The organism is Micromonospora sp. SCSIO 07396 (genome assembly GCF_053667945.1).
Genome location: NZ_CM132210.1, coordinates 6,205,822 through 6,221,413 on the forward strand (window position 1 = coordinate 6,205,822; position 15,592 = coordinate 6,221,413).

General features: G+C 74.1%; 17 protein-coding genes. 13 read left to right on the forward strand and 4 right to left on the reverse strand.

Features of this window, described 5'->3' with window-relative positions:
* The first annotated feature begins 26 nt into the window (after window positions 1-26).
* Window positions 27-419 (forward strand): SCO5389 family protein, encoded by a 393-nt coding sequence (locus ACWCHM_RS27255; protein WP_088642005.1) that lies wholly within the window; start codon window positions 27-29, stop codon window positions 417-419.
* A gap of 67 nt (window positions 420-486) precedes the next feature.
* On the opposite strand, the gene ACWCHM_RS27260 is transcribed toward ACWCHM_RS27255, so the two are convergent.
* Window positions 487-879: a Fur family transcriptional regulator gene (locus tag ACWCHM_RS27260; protein WP_145917370.1), complete on the reverse strand. Its 393-nt coding sequence runs from the start codon at window positions 877-879 to the stop codon at window positions 487-489.
* Between the two features lie 103 nt (window positions 880-982).
* Between ACWCHM_RS27260 and ACWCHM_RS27265 the strand changes: the two genes are divergently transcribed.
* From ACWCHM_RS27265 to ACWCHM_RS27275, 3 genes are all read left to right on the forward strand, one after another.
* On the forward strand, window positions 983-1,402 hold the full coding sequence (locus ACWCHM_RS27265) for a glutamine amidotransferase-related protein (protein ID WP_454220378.1): 420 nt from the start codon (window positions 983-985) through the stop codon (window positions 1,400-1,402).
* 29 nt (window positions 1,403-1,431) lie between these two features.
* On the forward strand, window positions 1,432-1,905 hold the full coding sequence (locus ACWCHM_RS27270; protein ID WP_204958567.1) for an RrF2 family transcriptional regulator: 474 nt from the start codon (window positions 1,432-1,434) through the stop codon (window positions 1,903-1,905).
* Between the two features lie 187 nt (window positions 1,906-2,092).
* Entirely contained in the window at window positions 2,093-3,319 is a 1,227-nt protein-coding gene (locus ACWCHM_RS27275) for an MFS transporter (RefSeq protein WP_454220379.1), read from the forward strand.
* Between the two features lie 85 nt (window positions 3,320-3,404).
* On the opposite strand, the gene ACWCHM_RS27280 is transcribed toward ACWCHM_RS27275, so the two are convergent.
* Window positions 3,405-4,187, reverse strand: coding sequence for an SAM-dependent methyltransferase (locus ACWCHM_RS27280; protein ID WP_454220381.1), 783 nt, complete (start codon window positions 4,185-4,187; stop codon window positions 3,405-3,407).
* A gap of 185 nt (window positions 4,188-4,372) precedes the next feature.
* On the opposite strand from ACWCHM_RS27280, the gene ACWCHM_RS27285 reads away from it, so the two are divergent.
* The gene (locus ACWCHM_RS27285) at window positions 4,373-4,858 is read left to right on the forward strand and encodes a hypothetical protein (protein ID WP_454220383.1); all 486 of its coding nucleotides are present in this window, start codon (window positions 4,373-4,375) and stop codon (window positions 4,856-4,858) included.
* Here the strand turns inward: ACWCHM_RS27285 and ACWCHM_RS27290 are convergent.
* Window positions 4,823-7,168: a glycoside hydrolase family 65 protein gene (locus ACWCHM_RS27290; RefSeq protein ID WP_454223191.1), complete on the reverse strand. Its 2,346-nt coding sequence runs from the start codon at window positions 7,166-7,168 to the stop codon at window positions 4,823-4,825. The genes ACWCHM_RS27285 and ACWCHM_RS27290 overlap by 36 nt on opposite strands.
* A gap of 163 nt (window positions 7,169-7,331) precedes the next feature.
* On the opposite strand from ACWCHM_RS27290, the gene ACWCHM_RS27295 reads away from it, so the two are divergent.
* Window positions 7,332-7,955 carry a phosphatase PAP2 family protein gene (locus ACWCHM_RS27295; RefSeq protein ID WP_454220384.1) on the forward strand — a complete coding sequence of 208 codons (624 nt, stop codon included), beginning with the start codon at window positions 7,332-7,334 and terminating at the stop codon, window positions 7,953-7,955.
* Window positions 7,956-7,961: 6 nt separating this feature from the next.
* Here ACWCHM_RS27295 and ACWCHM_RS27300 read toward each other — a convergent pair whose 3' ends face one another.
* The gene (locus tag ACWCHM_RS27300) at window positions 7,962-8,690 is read right to left on the reverse strand and encodes a prepilin peptidase (protein WP_454220385.1); all 729 of its coding nucleotides are present in this window, start codon (window positions 8,688-8,690) and stop codon (window positions 7,962-7,964) included.
* Window positions 8,691-9,222: 532 nt separating this feature from the next.
* Between ACWCHM_RS27300 and ACWCHM_RS27305 the strand changes: the two genes are divergently transcribed.
* From ACWCHM_RS27305 to ACWCHM_RS27335, 7 genes are all read left to right on the forward strand, one after another.
* Window positions 9,223-9,783: a hypothetical protein gene (locus tag ACWCHM_RS27305; protein ID WP_454220386.1), complete on the forward strand. Its 561-nt coding sequence runs from the start codon at window positions 9,223-9,225 to the stop codon at window positions 9,781-9,783.
* Window positions 9,784-9,881: 98 nt separating this feature from the next.
* Entirely contained in the window at window positions 9,882-10,763 is an 882-nt protein-coding gene (locus ACWCHM_RS27310) for a hypothetical protein (protein WP_454223192.1), read from the forward strand.
* A 55-nt stretch (window positions 10,764-10,818) separates the two neighbouring features.
* Window positions 10,819-11,469 (forward strand): SAF domain-containing protein, encoded by a 651-nt coding sequence (locus tag ACWCHM_RS27315; RefSeq protein ID WP_281901349.1) that lies wholly within the window; start codon window positions 10,819-10,821, stop codon window positions 11,467-11,469.
* A gap of 2 nt (window positions 11,470-11,471) precedes the next feature.
* Window positions 11,472-12,275, forward strand: a complete 804-nt coding sequence (locus ACWCHM_RS27320; protein ID WP_422753838.1) for an AAA family ATPase — start codon at window positions 11,472-11,474, stop codon at window positions 12,273-12,275.
* A complete protein-coding gene (locus tag ACWCHM_RS27325) occupies window positions 12,265-13,812 on the forward strand; it encodes a CpaF family protein (RefSeq protein ID WP_204958558.1) in 1,548 nt (515 codons plus the stop codon). Before ACWCHM_RS27320 ends, ACWCHM_RS27325 begins: the two co-directional genes overlap by 11 nt.
* Complete coding sequence (locus ACWCHM_RS27330) at window positions 13,809-14,708, forward strand: type II secretion system F family protein (RefSeq protein ID WP_454220388.1); 900 nt, start codon at window positions 13,809-13,811, stop codon at window positions 14,706-14,708. The genes ACWCHM_RS27325 and ACWCHM_RS27330 overlap by 4 nt, the downstream gene beginning before the upstream one ends.
* Window positions 14,705-15,568, forward strand: coding sequence for a type II secretion system F family protein (locus ACWCHM_RS27335; protein WP_454220389.1), 864 nt, complete (start codon window positions 14,705-14,707; stop codon window positions 15,566-15,568). The genes ACWCHM_RS27330 and ACWCHM_RS27335 overlap by 4 nt, the downstream gene beginning before the upstream one ends.
* The last annotated feature ends 24 nt before the right edge of the window (window positions 15,569-15,592 follow it).

The following is a 15,592-nucleotide window of genomic DNA, read 5'->3' on the forward strand; positions in this document are numbered from 1 at the left end:
TAATCGTTATCAGCTGAGGAGCACCCATGTCTCTCACCGTGCCATCCGCCCTGCTGGAAGCCGCCGAGGCGGGCCCCGTCGACGACCGGGACTTCGTCGCCTGCGTACGGGAATCGCTGCCGTACGCCTGGCAGACCGTGAGTCGGGTCGTCGCCGACCTGGAGTCGTCAGGCGCGGACCGGGCGGACAACGTCGTACCGCCGCCCGGTGACGCGGAGCGGGGGCAGTTGCTGCGCGCGATGGCCAGCGACGCCATCCGGGCCAGCCTGGAGCGCCACTTCGGGGTGAAGCTGGCGTTCCAGAACTGCCACCGGGTCGCCGCGTTCCGGCCGGCGGCTGTCGACTCGGAGCCCTACCGCCGGTTCGTCTCCACCCGGGGTCAGCTCCTGAACCAGTCGCCCGAGCTGCGCAACTGCTGACCCGTCGCCCGGGTGCGCCGGAGCGGGAAGAACCCTCCCGGTCCGGCGCACCCGGCGGCCCTGGTCGTCAGCGGGCGCACTCCGCGCAGGTGCCGAAGATCTCGAAGGTGTGCCCGACCTCGGTGAAACCGTGCTGGGCGGCGACCTGGTCGGCCCACCGCTCGACCGCCGGCCCGGCCACCTCGACGGTGCTGCCGCACCGGCGGCAGACCAGATGGTGGTGGTGGCGGCTCTGGCTGCACCGCCGGAACAACTGCTCGCCGCCGGGCAGCCGGGTGGAGTCGATCTCCTGGGCGTCGACGAGCAGCTGGAGGGTGCGGTAGACCGTGGTCAACCCGACCCGGGCCTTGCGGGCCAGCAGCATCTGGTGGAGCTGCTGCGCGGTGTGGAAACCGTCGACCTCGCGCAGCAACGCCAGCACCTCGCCGCGCTGACGCGTGTTCCGGGTCACGTTCGGCATCGCCTGGGTCACCGTACCGCCGTCTCCGCTCGTCGCCCCGGCCCCGCCCGGCGGCCGTCGCTGCTCCCCACCCCCACCGGTCCACGCGGAGGCCGTACCCATTATGCGCTGCGGATACGGGCACCCCACGACCCGTGCGGGCCCGGGCGGCGCGGACGGCGAGCAGTCCGCTGCGCATCTGTTCGGTGGCGGCGAAACCCATCCGGGGGTGCTGCGGGCGCTGCGGCGAAGCAACGAACGGGTCGGCCGGTTCTGGTTGGCCTCCGACCAGCCCGGCCCCGGGGCGTCGTACCCGGGCGGCGACGTCGATCCGGTGCTCGACGGCCGGCGGGTGCTGGTGGTGGACGCCGAGGACAGCTTCGCCGTCATGCTCGGCCAGCAACTGCGTTCGCTGGGGCTGGACGTGACGGTACGCCGGCACGACGAGCCGTTCACCGTCGACGCGTACGACCTGGTGGTGTCGGGACCCGGCCCGGGTGACCCGCGCGACGGGGCCGATCCGCGGGTACGGCTGCGAAGCTAACCAGGACGTGTAATATCCTGGTTATGCGGATGAGCGAGCAGGTCGAGTGGGGGCTGCACTGCTGCCTCACCCTCGCCTGGATCGGCGGCGAACACCCGATGCCCGCCGTCCGGCTCGCCGAGTGGTTCGAGCTGCCCCCGGCCTACCTCACCAAGTGTCTCCAGGCCCTCACCAGGGCCGGCATCCTCCAGTCGGTGCCCGGCGCGCGCGGCGGGTTCCGGCTGGCCCGCCAGCCGGCGGACGTGACCGTGATGGACGTGACGGTGGCGATCGAGGGCGCCGACAACCCGTTCCGGTGCACCGAGATCCGCCAGCGCGGCGCGGGGGTCGACCCCTCCGCGCCGGAGTTCCGCACCCCGTGCGCCATCAGCACCGTCATGCACCGCGCCGACCTGGCCTGGCGACGCGAGCTGGCCGGCCACACCCTGGCCGACCTGCTCGCCTCGGCACCGGCGGAGGCGGCCGAACGCACCCGCCGCCGCTACGCGCTGCTGCGCGGCTGACGAACCGCCAGCCACCGGCACGACCGTCGACCGGCCCGCCCAACCGCCGGTCACCGGTCCACCCGCACCCGACCGCCGGGTCCGGGCGGATCCCCCCACCGCCCGCACCCGGCGGTCGTCCACACCCGAATCCGTGCCCGGCGTGCCCCGCCGCGCCGCCGCATGCCGTCCCGCATCCGGAGACCTCATGTCCCACCTGCACACCCGTACCGGCCCGGGGCCGGACACCGCCGCCGGGCCCGGCCGGGGCCTGCGCTTCACCCTGATCCTCGCGGCCGGCACCTTCGCCGTCGGCACCGACGCGTTCGTGGTCGCCGGGCTGCTGCCCGACATGGCCGCCGCGCTGCGGGTCTCCACCGCCGCCGCCGGGCAGTCGGTGACGGTCTTCGCCATCTCGTACGCGGTCCTCGCCCCGGTGCTGTCCACCCTGACCGCCCGGCTGCCGCGCCGTACCCTGCTCGTCGCCGCGCTGCTGGTGCTCGCCGCCGGCAACCTGGTCTCGGCCGCCGCCGACACGCTGCCGGTACTGATCGTCGGGCGGATCGTCGCCGCCGCAGGTGCCGCCGCGTACACCCCGAACGCGGGTGCGGCAGGCGCCTCCCTGGTCCCACCGGCGCTCCGTGGGCGGGCCCTGGCCGTGGTGATCGGCGGGCTCACCGTCGCCACCGCGCTGGGCGTCCCGCTGGGCGGGCTGACCGGCCGGTGGCTCGGCTGGCGGGCCGCGCTCGTCGCGGTGGCCCTGCTGGCGCTCGCCGTCGCGGTGGCCGTACGGCTGGCGATGCCCGCGCTGCCCGGTGCCGCGGCGGTGCCGCTGCGCGCCCGGTTGACCGCGCTGCGCCGGCCGGCCGTGCTCGCCGTGCTGCCGCTCACCGTGATCGGCATGGCCGCCTGCTACACGGTGTACGCCTTCGCGGTGCCCACCCTCGGCACGCTCGGCGTGAGCGCGTACCAGGTCAACCTGATGCTGCTGCTCTACGGGGCGGGCGCGGTCGTCGGCAACGTCGCTTCCGGCTACGCCACCGACCGGTGGGGCCCGGTGCCGGTGCTGGTCGTCGGGTACGCCGCGATGGTCGTCTCGTTGGGCGCGCTCGGCGCGCTCAGCACCGTCGGGTCCGCGCCGATGCCACTGGTCGGGCTGCTGGTCGGCGGGTGGGGCGCGGCGAGCTGGTGCCAGACCCCGGCGCAGCAGCACCGGTTGATCGCCGCCGCGCCGCAGCAGGCCCCGCTGGTGGTGTCGCTGAACTCGTCGGCCATCTACCTCGGCATCGGCCTGGGCACCACCGCCGGTGGGGCGGCCCTCGCCTCCGGCGTGCCCACCATGTACGCCCTCGGCGCGGCCGGGGCGGTGCTGGCCCTGCTGGTGCTCCACCTCGGACGGCGGATCACCGGGCGCACCCCGGCGGTGCCGTCGTGACCTGCTGCCCACCCCACCCTGACCACCACCGGAGGGCCGGGTGGGGCGGCAGCCCGGCCGGGCGTCGGGCGGGGCGGCCCGGCGGTCAGCGGCGCAGGCCCATCCCGGCGTAGCCGTGGGAGATCCGCTCCCGGGGTTCCCCGTCGGGCCGCCACTCGGCCACCCGGACCAGCCCCGGGTCGACGAGGTCGTACCCGTCGAAGAAGCGCAGCACGTCGGCGCGCGGGCGGGGCACCAGCGGGGCGCTGCTGCGTTGGTAGACCGCCTGCCCCTGCCGGGTGGGCAGCGGCGGGGCCCCGTCGGTGGTGAGGTGGGAGACCACCAGCGGGCTACCGGGGACGGTCGCGTCGCGCAGCCGGGCGACGGCGGCCCACGGCTGCTCGGCGTCGGTGACGAAGTGCAGCACCGCCACCAGCAGCACGGCCACCGGGCGGTCGAAGTCGATCGCCGCCCGCACGTCGGGGTGGGCCAGCAGTTCGTCGGGCCGGCGCAGGTCGCCGTGGACGACGGTGGTCCGCCCGTCGGCCGGCAGCAGCCGTCGGGCGTGCGTGACGGCGACCTCGTCGTAGTCGACGTAGACCACCGTCGAGTCGGGGGCGACCTGACGGACGATCTCGTGCACGTTGCCCTGGGTGGGCAGCCCGGCACCGATGTCGAGGAACTGGCGTACGCCCAGCTCGGCGGCGTGCCGGACGGCCCGGCGCAGGAAGTGCCGGTTGGCCTGGGCGGCGATCCCGGTGTCCGGGAAGATCCGCAGGATCTGTTCGGCGGCGGCCCGGTCGGCGGCGAAGTTGTGGCACCCGCCGAGGTAGTAGTCGTACATCCGGGCCACGTTCGGTCCCTGCTCGGCGTCGGTCGGCGCGGTCACCGGCCCTCTCCCTCCACTCGCGTCGTCGCTGCGGGACGGCCACCGACGGGCGGCGGGCACCCCGCGCCCTGATGTCTAGCACCCGGGGCGACGACATGTTGACCCCCCGTGTCGGCGAGCCGGCAGCACCCGACCGTCACCTGCCGGTATGACGGTGACACCGACTGTCGGCGAGGAGGCAACCGATGAACACTGCCCGGGAGACCGTGGAGGTGGACCCGGCCCTGTTCCGGGCCGTGTACGACTCACCCGCCTCGCTGCCGGGGCGGCACCGCTGGACCACCCCGGAACACGACGTACGCCGGCTGGAGAAGCTGCTCGGGATGCCGGCGCAGAGCATCGGCGCGCCCCTGTGGGTCAGCGGCGACGAGCCGGACTGCCCCAAGTGCGGACGCCGGGCCACCTGGCTGGACATCGTCGCCTCGGCCCTCAAGGGGGTGCACGACCCGCTGATGATCGCCACCGTGATCCTCGGTGAACGCCGCTACGTCAACACCGAGATCCCGGACGCGATCGCCGGGGTGCACTGCCTCGACTGTCACACCCCGGTCACCGGCCTGCGCAGCTTCAAGTGCCACAACTGGGCGTACGCCTTCGAGGAGCTGGCGGTGGTGCGGGAGCGGATGCGCAGCGGGTCAGGCCCGGCGGGCGGGCCGCCGACCGTGCGGTGACGGCGGTTCCGGCCCCGGGTCGGGCACCTGCGGCAGCGGCCGGGTGACCGCCGCCGTGCCGGTGACCGTGACCGGCTCCCCGGCGTGCCGCAGCGCGACTGTCGTCTCCGGGTCGGCGTCGGGCAGCTCGTAACGGGCCCCGTCGCGGGTCAGCGTGACCCGCAGCCGCTGCCCGTGCCAGCGCAGGTGGAACGCGAGCCGGTCGATCCGGGCGGGCAGCCGGGGGTCGAACGACAGCTCGCCGGTGTCGTCGCGCAGCCCGCCGAAGCCCTCCACCACCGCCGTCCACGTCCCGGCCAGGGCCGCCAGGTGCAGCCCGTCGCTCGTCTTGTCGCCGAGGTCGGCGAGGTCGTGCAGGGCCGCCTCGGCGAACAGGTCGTACGCCAGGTCGAGATGGCCCAGTTCGGCGGCGAGCACCGCCTGCGAGCCGGCGGACAGTGACGAGTCGCGGACGGTGCGGGCCTGGTAGTAGGCGAAGTTGCGGGCCTTGTCCTCGGCGGTGAACTCCCCCGGGCAGCGTTGCATGGCCAGCACCAGGTCGGCCTGCTTGACCACCTGCCGCCGGTACAGCTCCAGGTAGGGGTAGTGCAGCAGCAGCGGGTAGTCGTCGTCGGTCATCGCCGCGAAGTCCCACTCGGGTTGCTCGGTGAAGCCGGCCGCCTGCTGGTGCACCCCGCGCTTGCGGTCGTAGGGCAGGTGCACGGCGTCGGCGGCGGCCCGCCAGCCGGCGATCTCCGCCGGGTCGACGCCGAGCGCGGCGGCCCGCTCCGGGTGCCCCTCGGCGGCGTCGGCGGCGCCCCGCAGGTTGCGTCGGACCATCAGGTTGGTGAAGACGTTGTCGTCGACCAGGGCGGCGTACTCGTCGGGGCCGGTGATGCCGGTGACGTGGAACGCGCCGTCGTCGGACCAGTGGCCGTAGCCGGCCCACAGCCGGGCCGTCTCGACCAGCAGTTCCAGCCCGGTGTCGGCGAGGAACTCCTGGTCGCCGGTGACCGTGACGTAGCGCAGCACCGCGTCGGCGATGTCGGCGTTGACGTGCAGGGCGGCGGTGCCGGCCGGCCAGTAGCCGGAGCACTCCCGGCCGCCGATGGTGCGCCAGGGGAAGGTGGCCCCGGTGAGCCGCAGCTCGGCGGCGCGTTCCCGGGCCTGCGGCAGGTGGGCGTGCCGCCAGCGCAGCGCGCCCCGGGCCGCCCCGGGCAGCAGGTACGTCAGCACCGGCAGCACGTAGCTCTCGGTGTCCCACAGCACGTGCCCGTCGTAGCCGTTGCCGGTGAGTCCCTTCGCCGCGATGGTCCGGTCGCCGTCGACCCGGCCGGCCTGGAGCAGGTGGAACACGGAGAACCGGACGGCCTGCTGGAGTTCCGGGTCGCCGTCGATCTCCACGTCGGCGGTGCGCCACCGCTCGTCGAGGGTGGCCCGCTGGTCGGCCAGCAGCGCGTCGAACCCGTGCCGGCGGGCGGCGTCGGCCTCGGCGGTGACCAGGTCGGCCAGCTCGTCGGGGGTGCCGTCGTCGACCGGCGCGCACTCGTACGCGGCGTACTTGGTCAGTCGGAGCCGCTGCCCGGGGGCGAGCCGCCCCTCGACGGTCGTGCGCAGCCGGTCCGGGGTGTGGTCGTCGCCGTCGGTGAACCCGGCCGGCGCGTCCGTGTCGTGGGTGACCGCGACGGCGACCCGTTGGGCGCTGCGGTCGGTGCGGTGCACCAGCACGCCCCGGTGGCCGTCGGGGCGGTGCAGTTCGGCGTCGAGCGGGTCGGGCACGATCGAGGCCGCCCGGGGATCGTCGGCGCGTTCGGGCACCCGCTCGTTGGCGAGCACGTCCGAGCAGACCCGGATCTCGACCGGACGGTCGTCGAGCGGTTCGACCTCGTAGCGGACGGCGGCGACGGCGTGCCGGGGCAGGGAGACCAGCCGGGTGCTGCGGACCCGTACCCCGTGCCCGGCCGGTGAGATCCACTCGGTGCACCGGCGTACCACGCCGGCCCGCAGGTCGAGGGTGCGCTCGTGGGCGCGGACGGTGCCGGTGCGCAGGTCGAGGGGCTCGCCGGCCACCCAGAGCCGGATCAGGGCGGCGTTGGGCGCGCTGATCACGGTGTCGCTCTCCTGCGGGAAGGCGTACCCGTCCTCGGGGTAGCTCTGTCGCCGCCGTTCGTGGAACCCGTTGAGGTAGCTGCCCGGCATGCCGTAGGGCTGGCCCTCGTCGAGCGTGCCCCGCCAGCCCACCCAGCCGTTGGCCAGGGCGAAGACCGACTCGGTCTCGCCGAGCCGGTCCAGGTCGGTGGCGGTCCGCCGGATCTGCCAGGTCTGGTCCATCTGCACGGCGGGGAGGTACCCGGCGGTGGTGGGCGGCCAATCGCGGGGACCGCTGTGAACTCGCTGTGACGGGGGCGGGGACCCGCCGCGGTGTCACGCACCATGTGACCGGTCCACACCTCGATGGGACTAAAAGGGGTATGACACTTTGGTGAGGTGAGCAATGATTCAGATGATTACCACGGACATTCCCGATATCAGCGAGGAGTGGTACCGCGACGTCGTCGACGTGGCCGACGCCGCCCCGACCCCGGTGCAGTGGTTCGCGGTGCACTTCACCGAGGCGGTGATCCTGCTGCTCGGCCTGCTGCTGGTGGCCGTCGCCGTGCCCCGGCTGCGCCGTGCCGACCCGTGGAGCCGGGCACTCGCTCTGGTCGCGCCGGCCACCGTCGTCCTGGCGTACGGGTGCAGCGAACTGCTCAAGTCGCTGGTCGACGAGGAGCGGCCCTGTCGGGGAGCGGTCACCATCCTGGCCGCGCCCTGCCCGCCGACAGGTGACTGGTCCTTCCCGAGCAACCACGCCACGATCGCCGCGGCGCTGGCCACCGCCGTCCTGCTGCTGTCCCCCCGGTGGGGTCTGCTGGCCGCCCCGCTGGCGCTGCTCGCCGCGTTCTCCCGGGTCTTCGTGGGCGTGCACTACCCGCACGACGTCCTCGCCGGCCTGCTGCTCGGTCTGGCGGTGACCCTGCTGGTCACCCTCCCCGCGGCCCGGTACCTCGCCGGGATGCTGCGCCGGCACTCCGGCCCGGCTACCCGGGAGGTCGACCAGGGTCAGCGGGTCGGCTGAGCCCGCTCAGCCGGTCAGCAGGAACGTCGCGCAGGTGCCGGCGACCAGGAACGGCCCGAACGGCAGGTGACTCGACCACCCGACCCGGCGACTGGCCAGCAGCACCACCCCGACCAGCGCCGACAACAGGAAGGTCAGCACCAGCCCGGTGACCGGCACCCCCCACCCCTGCCAGCCGAGCAACGCCCCCATCCCGAGCGCGAGTTTGGCGTCGCCGAGGCCGAAGCCCCGCCGGCCGAGCAGCAGCGTGGTGGTGGCGAAGGCCAGGCCCAGCGCCACCCCGGCGGTCACCGCCCGCAGCCACGCCCCGGCACCCGCCCCGGTCACGGCCGCCACCCCGAGCAATGCCCAGGTGCCGACGGCGGCGGGCCAGGTGAGCCGGTCCGGCAGCCGGTGCACCGCCAGATCCACCAGCACGAGCGGGACCGCCCAGCCGAGCCACCAGGCCAGCGCGACCCGTTCGGCCACCGGGCCGTCGACCAGCGCCAGCACCGCCACGGCCACCACCAGCAGCGCCTCGACCGCGAACGGCGCGGCACCGATCCGGCCCGCGCAGGCCGGGCAGCGGGCCGTCGGCCCGAGCGCCGGCAGCGGCCGGTCCAGCCCGACCGGCGCGCCGCAACCGTCGCACCCGGTCCGGTCGGCCACCCCCGGGGGTACGGCGTACCTGGCGACCGCGAGCCGCAGCACCGGGGCAACCGTCAGCACCCCGGCCAGCCTTCGAACGACAGACACGGAGCGTGACGTCCGGATGGGGGCGACGTAACGGTCCGATATCAGGTCGGTGTCCGTAGTGGAGAACTGAGCGTCCCCCACCCCGCCGGGCGTCTGCGGGGCATCGACAGTGACCTTCCCGGAACGGATCGGACCAGCCCGCTCCACCCGTCCCATATCCTCCGGCGACGCTGGCGGTTCGCCGGCCGGGCCGACCCGATCGGCGGGCACCGCCCCACGATCGGCGGGCACCTGTGCCACCGGCTGGACACCCTGGACATCGCCCACCTTCGGTCACTCCTGTCCGTCACGGTGAGTGCTCGGATGAATTGCCTCTGTTGCATCGGCGCACGTCAGCCTATGCTCCCCCCTTGGGTACGACGCAACCCCGCGCAGCCGCGTCGGACGCCACACCCACCCGTTCACGCAAGATCCACACAGGTAAATGCCGCAGCACCCGGAACTGTCCGATCGACATCATCCCGGAGTACCGCCGCAGGCCCGGAAGCCGCCACGATCGTCGCCACCGGGCGCTACCGAGGAGGGCACGGCAATGCGTACAGGGCGATCCCGCCACTGGACCAGCTGCCTGGTCGTCGCCGTGGTGGCCGCCCTCGCCGGCTGCGCCGACCCGCCGGAGACGACCTCCGCCCCCGCCCCCCGACCGGCCAGCGACGACCGCCGGCCCACCGAGGCGGAGCAGGCCGCCGAGCGGGCCGCGCTGGCCGCGTACGCCGGATATCTGGAAGCCTCCCGGGAGGCGAGCCGGGACAGCGACCCCCGCCATCCGAAGCTGACCCGGTTCCTGGGCGACCCGCTGCTCACCCGGGTCCGGGTGGCGATCGACGACGCCCGCCGGCACGGCGCGGTCCGCACCGGGACGTTGACGTCGGAGCCCTCCGTCACCTCGGTCAGCCTTGACAGCGACCCGCCGACCGTGGAGATCCAGGACTGCCTGGACGCCACCGGCTACCGGCTGGTCTACCGCAAGGACAAACGGGTGGTGCCCGGCTCGGCCGGCACCCGGCACCTGGCGACCGCCACCGCGACCCGCTACCCGGACGGCCGCTGGCTGATCAACTCCGGTGCCGCCCACGAGGACCAGCCATGTTGACCCGGGAAGGAACGCCCGTGCCGACCCATTCCGCCACCGTCCCGGCCGCCCCCGCGCCCGCCGCGCGCCGTCCGCTCCCACCCGGCCTGCCCCGCCGGATGCTCGCCGGCCTGCTGCTCGCCGTACTGGTGGCGGTGGCCGTGCCACCCGCCCCGGTGCAGGCGGCCGGCCCGGGGGTGGAGTGCCCACCGGGCCAGAACGACTGCAGCGTCTGGGACGACGACCCGGGCACCCCCGGCGACCCGGGCGGTGGCACCGGACCGGGCAGCCCGAACAGCCCCGGCGCGGCCCCGAAGTGCCAGTGGAACGGCAAGCCGCTGCCCTGCTACAACCCGAACCTCGGCTGGTTCGACAACTCCAGCGGCTGCTACTACAAGGTCGCCGAGCCGCAGGAGGAGGCCCCCGAGGGTCAGGTGTGGTACGTCCGGACCTGCAACGGGGGTGACCTGGGCGCGCAGTCGATGGTGCTGCTCGACGGGCCGCCGCCCGGGTTCGGCACCCCGCCCGACCCGGAGGAGTTGGCCCGTCGGGCGCTCGCCTCGATCAGCCTGCTACCGCCCCGGGCGTCGGTCGCCCCCCGGCGCAGCCTCGGCCCCGGCCTGGTCGGCCTGCCGGTCTGGATGTGGGCCAGCAGCGGCGAGAACTACTTCGGCCCGCTGCGCGCCTCGGCCAGCGACCGGGGTCTGACCGTGGAGATCACCGCGCGGGTCCAACGGATCGTGTGGGACATGGGCAACGGCAGGAAGATCACCTGTAGGGGCCCCGGCACGCCGTACAAGGCGACCGGTCCGAACGCCGGCAAGAAGTCGCCGACCTGCGGCTACGACGGTTACGCCAAGGTCGGCAACTACCGGGTCAGCGCCACCACGTTCTGGAACGTGCACTGGGTCGGCGGCGGCCGCAGCGGCGACATCGCGCAGACCCGCACCAGCGGTGTCGTCGACATTCAGATCAAGGAACTTCAGGTGGTGACCCGATGAGCGCCCGTGCCGAGCTGATCTTGCGAGACCCTCAGTCGCGAACGGAGACGTACCAGTGAGTCTGGCCACCCGCGATGGCGCCCCGGTGGACGCGCCGATCGCCCCGCCCAAGGTGGTCCGGCAGCGCCGTACCCGGCCCGGCCTGCTCGGGCTCGCCGTGCTGCTGATCGCGTTGGGCGGCCTCGGCGCGGCCTTCGCGGTCACCTCGGTACGGGCCACCGGCAGCTACCTGGCGATCGCCCGCCCGGTCGAGGTGGGTCGCATCCTGACCGCCGACGACCTGGTCAGCGTGCAGGTCTCCGGGGGTGCCGGGCTGTCCCCGGTGCCGGCGAAGAAGCGCGACGAGGTGGTCGGCAAGCGGGCCGCCGTGTCGTTGGTCCCCGGCTCGCTGCTCACCATGGCGCAGCTCACCGACGCCCCGCTGCTCGGCCAGGGGCAGCAGCAGATCGCGCTCGGCCTGGAGCCGAGCAGGGTGCCGGCCCGCAAGCTGCACCCCGGTGACAAGGTGCTGCTGGTCAGCACCCCGGACGAGGACTCCGACAGCTCGCCGTCGTCCACCCGGTTCACCGCCACGGTGATCGATACCCTCACCCCGGAGAACGACGACGTGGTGATCTACCTGGCGCTCGCGGTCCGGGACGTCCCGGCGGTGGTGGTGCTGGCCGCGCAGGAGCGGATCGCCCTCGTGCTGACCGAGGCGGCCTGACCATGGCCATCATCGCGCTGGTCTCGGCGAAGGGGTCGCCCGGCGTCACCACCACGGCGCTGGCCTGCACCCTGAGCTGGCACCGGCGGCTGGTGCTCGCCGAGTGCGACCCGGCCGGCGGCTCGGTGCTCGCCGGGTACCTGGGCGGCCAGCTCGACGGGCCGCGCGGCATCGGCGAGCTGGCCGTGGGTGAGCTGCGCGACGGCAGCCTGGAGTCGACGTTCTGGTCGCAACTGGTCGACCTGGACGCGCCGCGGCGGGAACGGCTGCTGCTGCCCGGGGTGGTGGACCCGGCGCAGGCCGGCAGTGTCGCCCCGCTGTGGCAACGGTTCGCCGACTTCTTCCGCACCCTGGAGAAGGGCCGCCCCGGCTACGACGTGATCGTCGACTGTGGACGTCTCCAGGTCTTCGGGCCGCCCTGGCCGCTGCTGCGCGCCGCCGACGTGGTGCTGCTGGTGACCCGGGCGCAGCTTCCCGGGCTCTCCGGCACCCGGTCGATGATCCGGGCCATCGAACGGGACTTCACCCACCACCGGGTGCCCCCGGGCACGCTGCGGCTGGTGGTCGTCGGCGACGGGCACGGCAAGGCCGAGATCGGCAAGGCGTTGGGGGTACCGGTGATCGCCCGGCTGCCGGAGGACCCGCGTACCGCGCAGGCGCTCAGCTTCGGCGGCACCGTCCGCGCCGGACGGCCGCTGATGCGCGCGGCGGCCGGGTTGGAGGCCCCGGTACGGGAACTGCTGGAGCAACGGCGGGCCCGGTTGGCCTGGCCGGCCCCGGCGCAGGGGGTGCCGGATGCGGTTTGAGCCGGTCTCCCACGACCCGCGAACCCCGCCGCCCGGGGTCACCTCCACGATGCCGCCGCTGGCCCCGGTGAACGGCCGGCACCACACCCCCGCGCCACCGCCGGCCGCCGCCCCGCCGACGCCCGCGCCGGTCGTGCCACCCCGGCCGAAGGTGGACTTCGCGGTGGTCCGCGAGCTGCGCCGGGAGCTGAGCGAACGGCTCACCCAGTGGCAGCGCGGCCGGGAGTTCGACGCCGACGCCGAGGAGGTCGAGCGGGCCCGGCTCGCCGTCGCCGTGGTCTCCGGCTACGCCGACGCGGTACGCCGGGCCGGCACCCCGCTCAGCGCCGACGAGGAACGCACCCTGCTCGACCAGGTGACCGCCGAACTGGTCGGGCTGGGCCGGCTACAGACCCTGCTGGTCGACGACACCATCGAGGAGGTGCACATCCTCGGCTGTGACCAGGTGCGCATCACCCGGCACGGCGGCGGCGTCGACTGGGGTGAGCCGATCGCCGACAGCGACGACGAGCTGGTGGAGATCCTCCAGGCGGCGGCCCGCCGGGCCGGGGCCACCGAGCGGTCACTGTCCACCTCGAAGCCGACGCTGGACCTGCAACTGCCCGACGGCAGCCGGTTGGCGGCGGTGTTCCTGGTCAGCCACCGCCCGTATGCGGTGATCCGTAAGCACAACACGCTCGACGTCAGCCTCGACGACCTGGCCGGCAGCCGCCCCGACCTGGACGAGATGATCGACCCGCTGCTGCGCGACTTCCTCCGGGCGTCCATGCGGGCCGGGTTGAACATCATGGTCGCCGGGCTGGCCGGGGCCGGCAAGACCACGGTCATCCGGGCGTTGATGGACGAGATCCCGCCCGACGAGCCGTACGTGCTGCTGGAGGAGAGCCGGGAGTTGCTGCCGGCCCGGCGCGGCGACAAGCACCGGGCGGTGATGAGCTTCGAGGCCCGGGAGGGGCACGGCGAACGCGGCCTGGACGGTCGGCCCGCCGGTGAGGTGAGCATCGCCGACCTGATCCCGCTGTCGCTGCGGATGGGCGTGCTGCGGATCATCGTCGGTGAGGTCCGGTCCCGGGAAATCGTGCCGATGCTCCAGGCGATGACCACCAGCCGTGGGTCGATGTGCACCATCCACGCCCGTACCCCGGCCGGGGTCAGCGAACGGATCATCGAGCTGGCCCTGGCCCACGGCCGGGAGATGACCGTCGACCAGGCCCGCCGGATGGCCGGCAACGCCCTCGACCTGATCGTCTACGTCACCGTCGAGGACGAGACCGCGATCGGCGGACGCAAGCACCGGTTCGTCTCCCACGTGGAGGAGGTGATCGGCGTCGGCGACGCCAACCGGATCACCACCACCACCGTCTTCGGGCCTGGCCCCGACGGTCGGGCCATCCCCCGCCACCTGCCGGAACGGGTCCGTGGGCAACTGCTGCGGGTCGGCTACGACGCCCGGCTGCTGTCCCGTTTCATCGAGGCCGGCGCGGGCGCGTGGCGTCGGCCCCGGCACAGCCGCCTCGCCCCGGCGGTACGCCGATGAGCACCATCGAACTACTCGCGGTGGTCTCCGGCGCGGCCTGCGTCGGCGGGATCGTGCTGGCCGTGGTGGCGCTGTTCGGCACCACCAAACCGACCCGACCGGCCCGGAGCTCGACCACCGGGCTGAGCCGGCTCTGGCTCGGCTCCGGCACCAACCGGCGGGACCAGCGGGCGCACCAGATGACCCTCGGCGCGGCGGCGGTGGCGGGGGCGCTGGCGTTCCTGCTGACCGGGCTGCCGGTGGTGGGGCTGATCGTGGCGGTGGCGGTGCCGGGCGTGCCCTGGCTGTTCGCGGTGGGTCGGGCCGAGGAGCGGGCGATCACCCGGATCGAGGCGGTAGGCGAGTGGACCCGCCGACTCAAGGACGTCTCCAACACCGGACAGGGCCTCCAGCAGGCGATCGTCACCACCATCGCCACCGTCCCGGAGGAGATCCAGGAGGAGGTACGGCTGCTCGCCGCCCGCCTCCAGGCCGGCTGGACGGCCCGGTCCGCCCTGCTGGCGTTCGCCGACGAGATCGGCGACCCGGTCTGCGACCAGGTGGTCGCCGCGCTGATCCTGCACCTGACCGACCGGGGCGAGCGCCTCGGCGACGTGCTCGGCTCCATCGCGTCGGCCGCCTCCGCCGAGGTGGCCACCCGGCGCGAGGTGGAGGCCAAACGCACCCAGCCCCGGTTCGCGGTCCGCTTCCTCACCGGGATGACCCTGGCCGTGCTGGCGTACGGGCTGGTCAACACCGAGTACGTCAGGCCGTACGGGACGTTCTTCGGTCAGGTGCTGATGGCGGTGCTCGCCGCAGCGTTCATCGCCCTGCTGGCCTGGGTACGCGCGATGAGCCAGCCCCCACCGCCGCCCCGGTTCCTGCCCAGGCCCGACCCGGCGGAGGTGATCGCGTGACGCTCAACTGGCAGCTCACCATCGCGGTGCTGGGCGGGGCGGCCATCGGGCTCGGCCTGTTCCTGCTGGTCCGGGAGGCGCTGCCGGCCTCCCCGGCGCTCGGCCCGGCGCTGCGCCGGCTGCACCAGCCAGCGGGCACCGCCATCGCCGCCGGGCGGGGGCCGGACTGGTTGGGGGGCTTCTCCCGCTGGCTACGCCCGCCGCACCGCCAGCTCGCCCTGCTCGACCAGACGCCCGAGCAGTACACGATGTCGATCCTGCTCTCCGCCCTGGTCGGGTTGGCCACCCCGACGGTGGCGGGGGCGCTGCTCTTCCTGGCCGGGGTGGGCATGCCGGTGGTCGTACCGGTGCTGGGCAGTCTGGGGTTCGCGCTGGTCTGCGCGCTGCTCGCGCACCGGTCGGTGCTGGCCAAGGCGGACACCGCCCGGGAGGAGTTCCGCGCCGCGGTCTGCACCTACCTGGACCTGGTGGCGTTGCAGCTGTCGGCGGCACACGGCCCGGTGCAGTCGCTGGAACGCGCGGCGGCGGTCTGCGACGGCTGGGTCTTCGCCCGCATCCGGGAGTCGTTGCGGATCGCCCAGATGCAGATGCACTCGCCCTGGGACGAGTTGCAGGAGCTGGCCGAGAAGATCGGTATTCCGGAGCTGGGCGACGTCGGGGCGATCATGCGGTCCTCCGGCAGCGAGGGCGCCCAGGTGCACGAGACGCTGCGCAGCCGCGCCGAGTCGCTCCGGGACCAGATCCGCACCGACAACCTGGCCCGCGCCGAGGGCGTCACCAGCCAGCTGGACATTCCCGGCTCGCTGCTCGTCTTCGTACTGCTGGCCTTCGTCCTCTATCCGTTCATCGCCCGCCTCTGATCAAACCCTCCCCAAGGAGTCCCG

What these genes read in the sequence shown, in the direction of transcription:
- ACWCHM_RS27255 (WP_088642005.1), top strand. Translation starts at nt 27, where the DNA reads ATGTCTCTCACCGTGCCATCCGCCCTGCTGGAAGCCGCCGAGGCGGGC.
- ACWCHM_RS27260 (WP_145917370.1), bottom strand. Translation starts at nt 879, where the DNA reads ATGCCGAACGTGACCCGGAACACGCGTCAGCGCGGCGAGGTGCTGGCG.
- ACWCHM_RS27265 (WP_454220378.1), top strand. Translation starts at nt 983, where the DNA reads ATGCGCTGCGGATACGGGCACCCCACGACCCGTGCGGGCCCGGGCGGC.
- ACWCHM_RS27270 (WP_204958567.1), top strand. Translation starts at nt 1,432, where the DNA reads ATGAGCGAGCAGGTCGAGTGGGGGCTGCACTGCTGCCTCACCCTCGCC.
- ACWCHM_RS27275 (WP_454220379.1), top strand. Translation starts at nt 2,093, where the DNA reads ATGTCCCACCTGCACACCCGTACCGGCCCGGGGCCGGACACCGCCGCC.
- ACWCHM_RS27285 (WP_454220383.1), top strand. Translation starts at nt 4,373, where the DNA reads ATGAACACTGCCCGGGAGACCGTGGAGGTGGACCCGGCCCTGTTCCGG.
- ACWCHM_RS27290 (WP_454223191.1), bottom strand. Translation starts at nt 7,168, where the DNA reads ATGGACCAGACCTGGCAGATCCGGCGGACCGCCACCGACCTGGACCGG.
- ACWCHM_RS27295 (WP_454220384.1), top strand. Translation starts at nt 7,332, where the DNA reads ATGATTCAGATGATTACCACGGACATTCCCGATATCAGCGAGGAGTGG.
- ACWCHM_RS27305 (WP_454220386.1), top strand. Translation starts at nt 9,223, where the DNA reads ATGCGTACAGGGCGATCCCGCCACTGGACCAGCTGCCTGGTCGTCGCC.
- ACWCHM_RS27310 (WP_454223192.1), top strand. Translation starts at nt 9,882, where the DNA reads ATGCTCGCCGGCCTGCTGCTCGCCGTACTGGTGGCGGTGGCCGTGCCA.
- ACWCHM_RS27320 (WP_422753838.1), top strand. Translation starts at nt 11,472, where the DNA reads ATGGCCATCATCGCGCTGGTCTCGGCGAAGGGGTCGCCCGGCGTCACC.
- ACWCHM_RS27325 (WP_204958558.1), top strand. Translation starts at nt 12,265, where the DNA reads ATGCGGTTTGAGCCGGTCTCCCACGACCCGCGAACCCCGCCGCCCGGG.
- ACWCHM_RS27330 (WP_454220388.1), top strand. Translation starts at nt 13,809, where the DNA reads ATGAGCACCATCGAACTACTCGCGGTGGTCTCCGGCGCGGCCTGCGTC.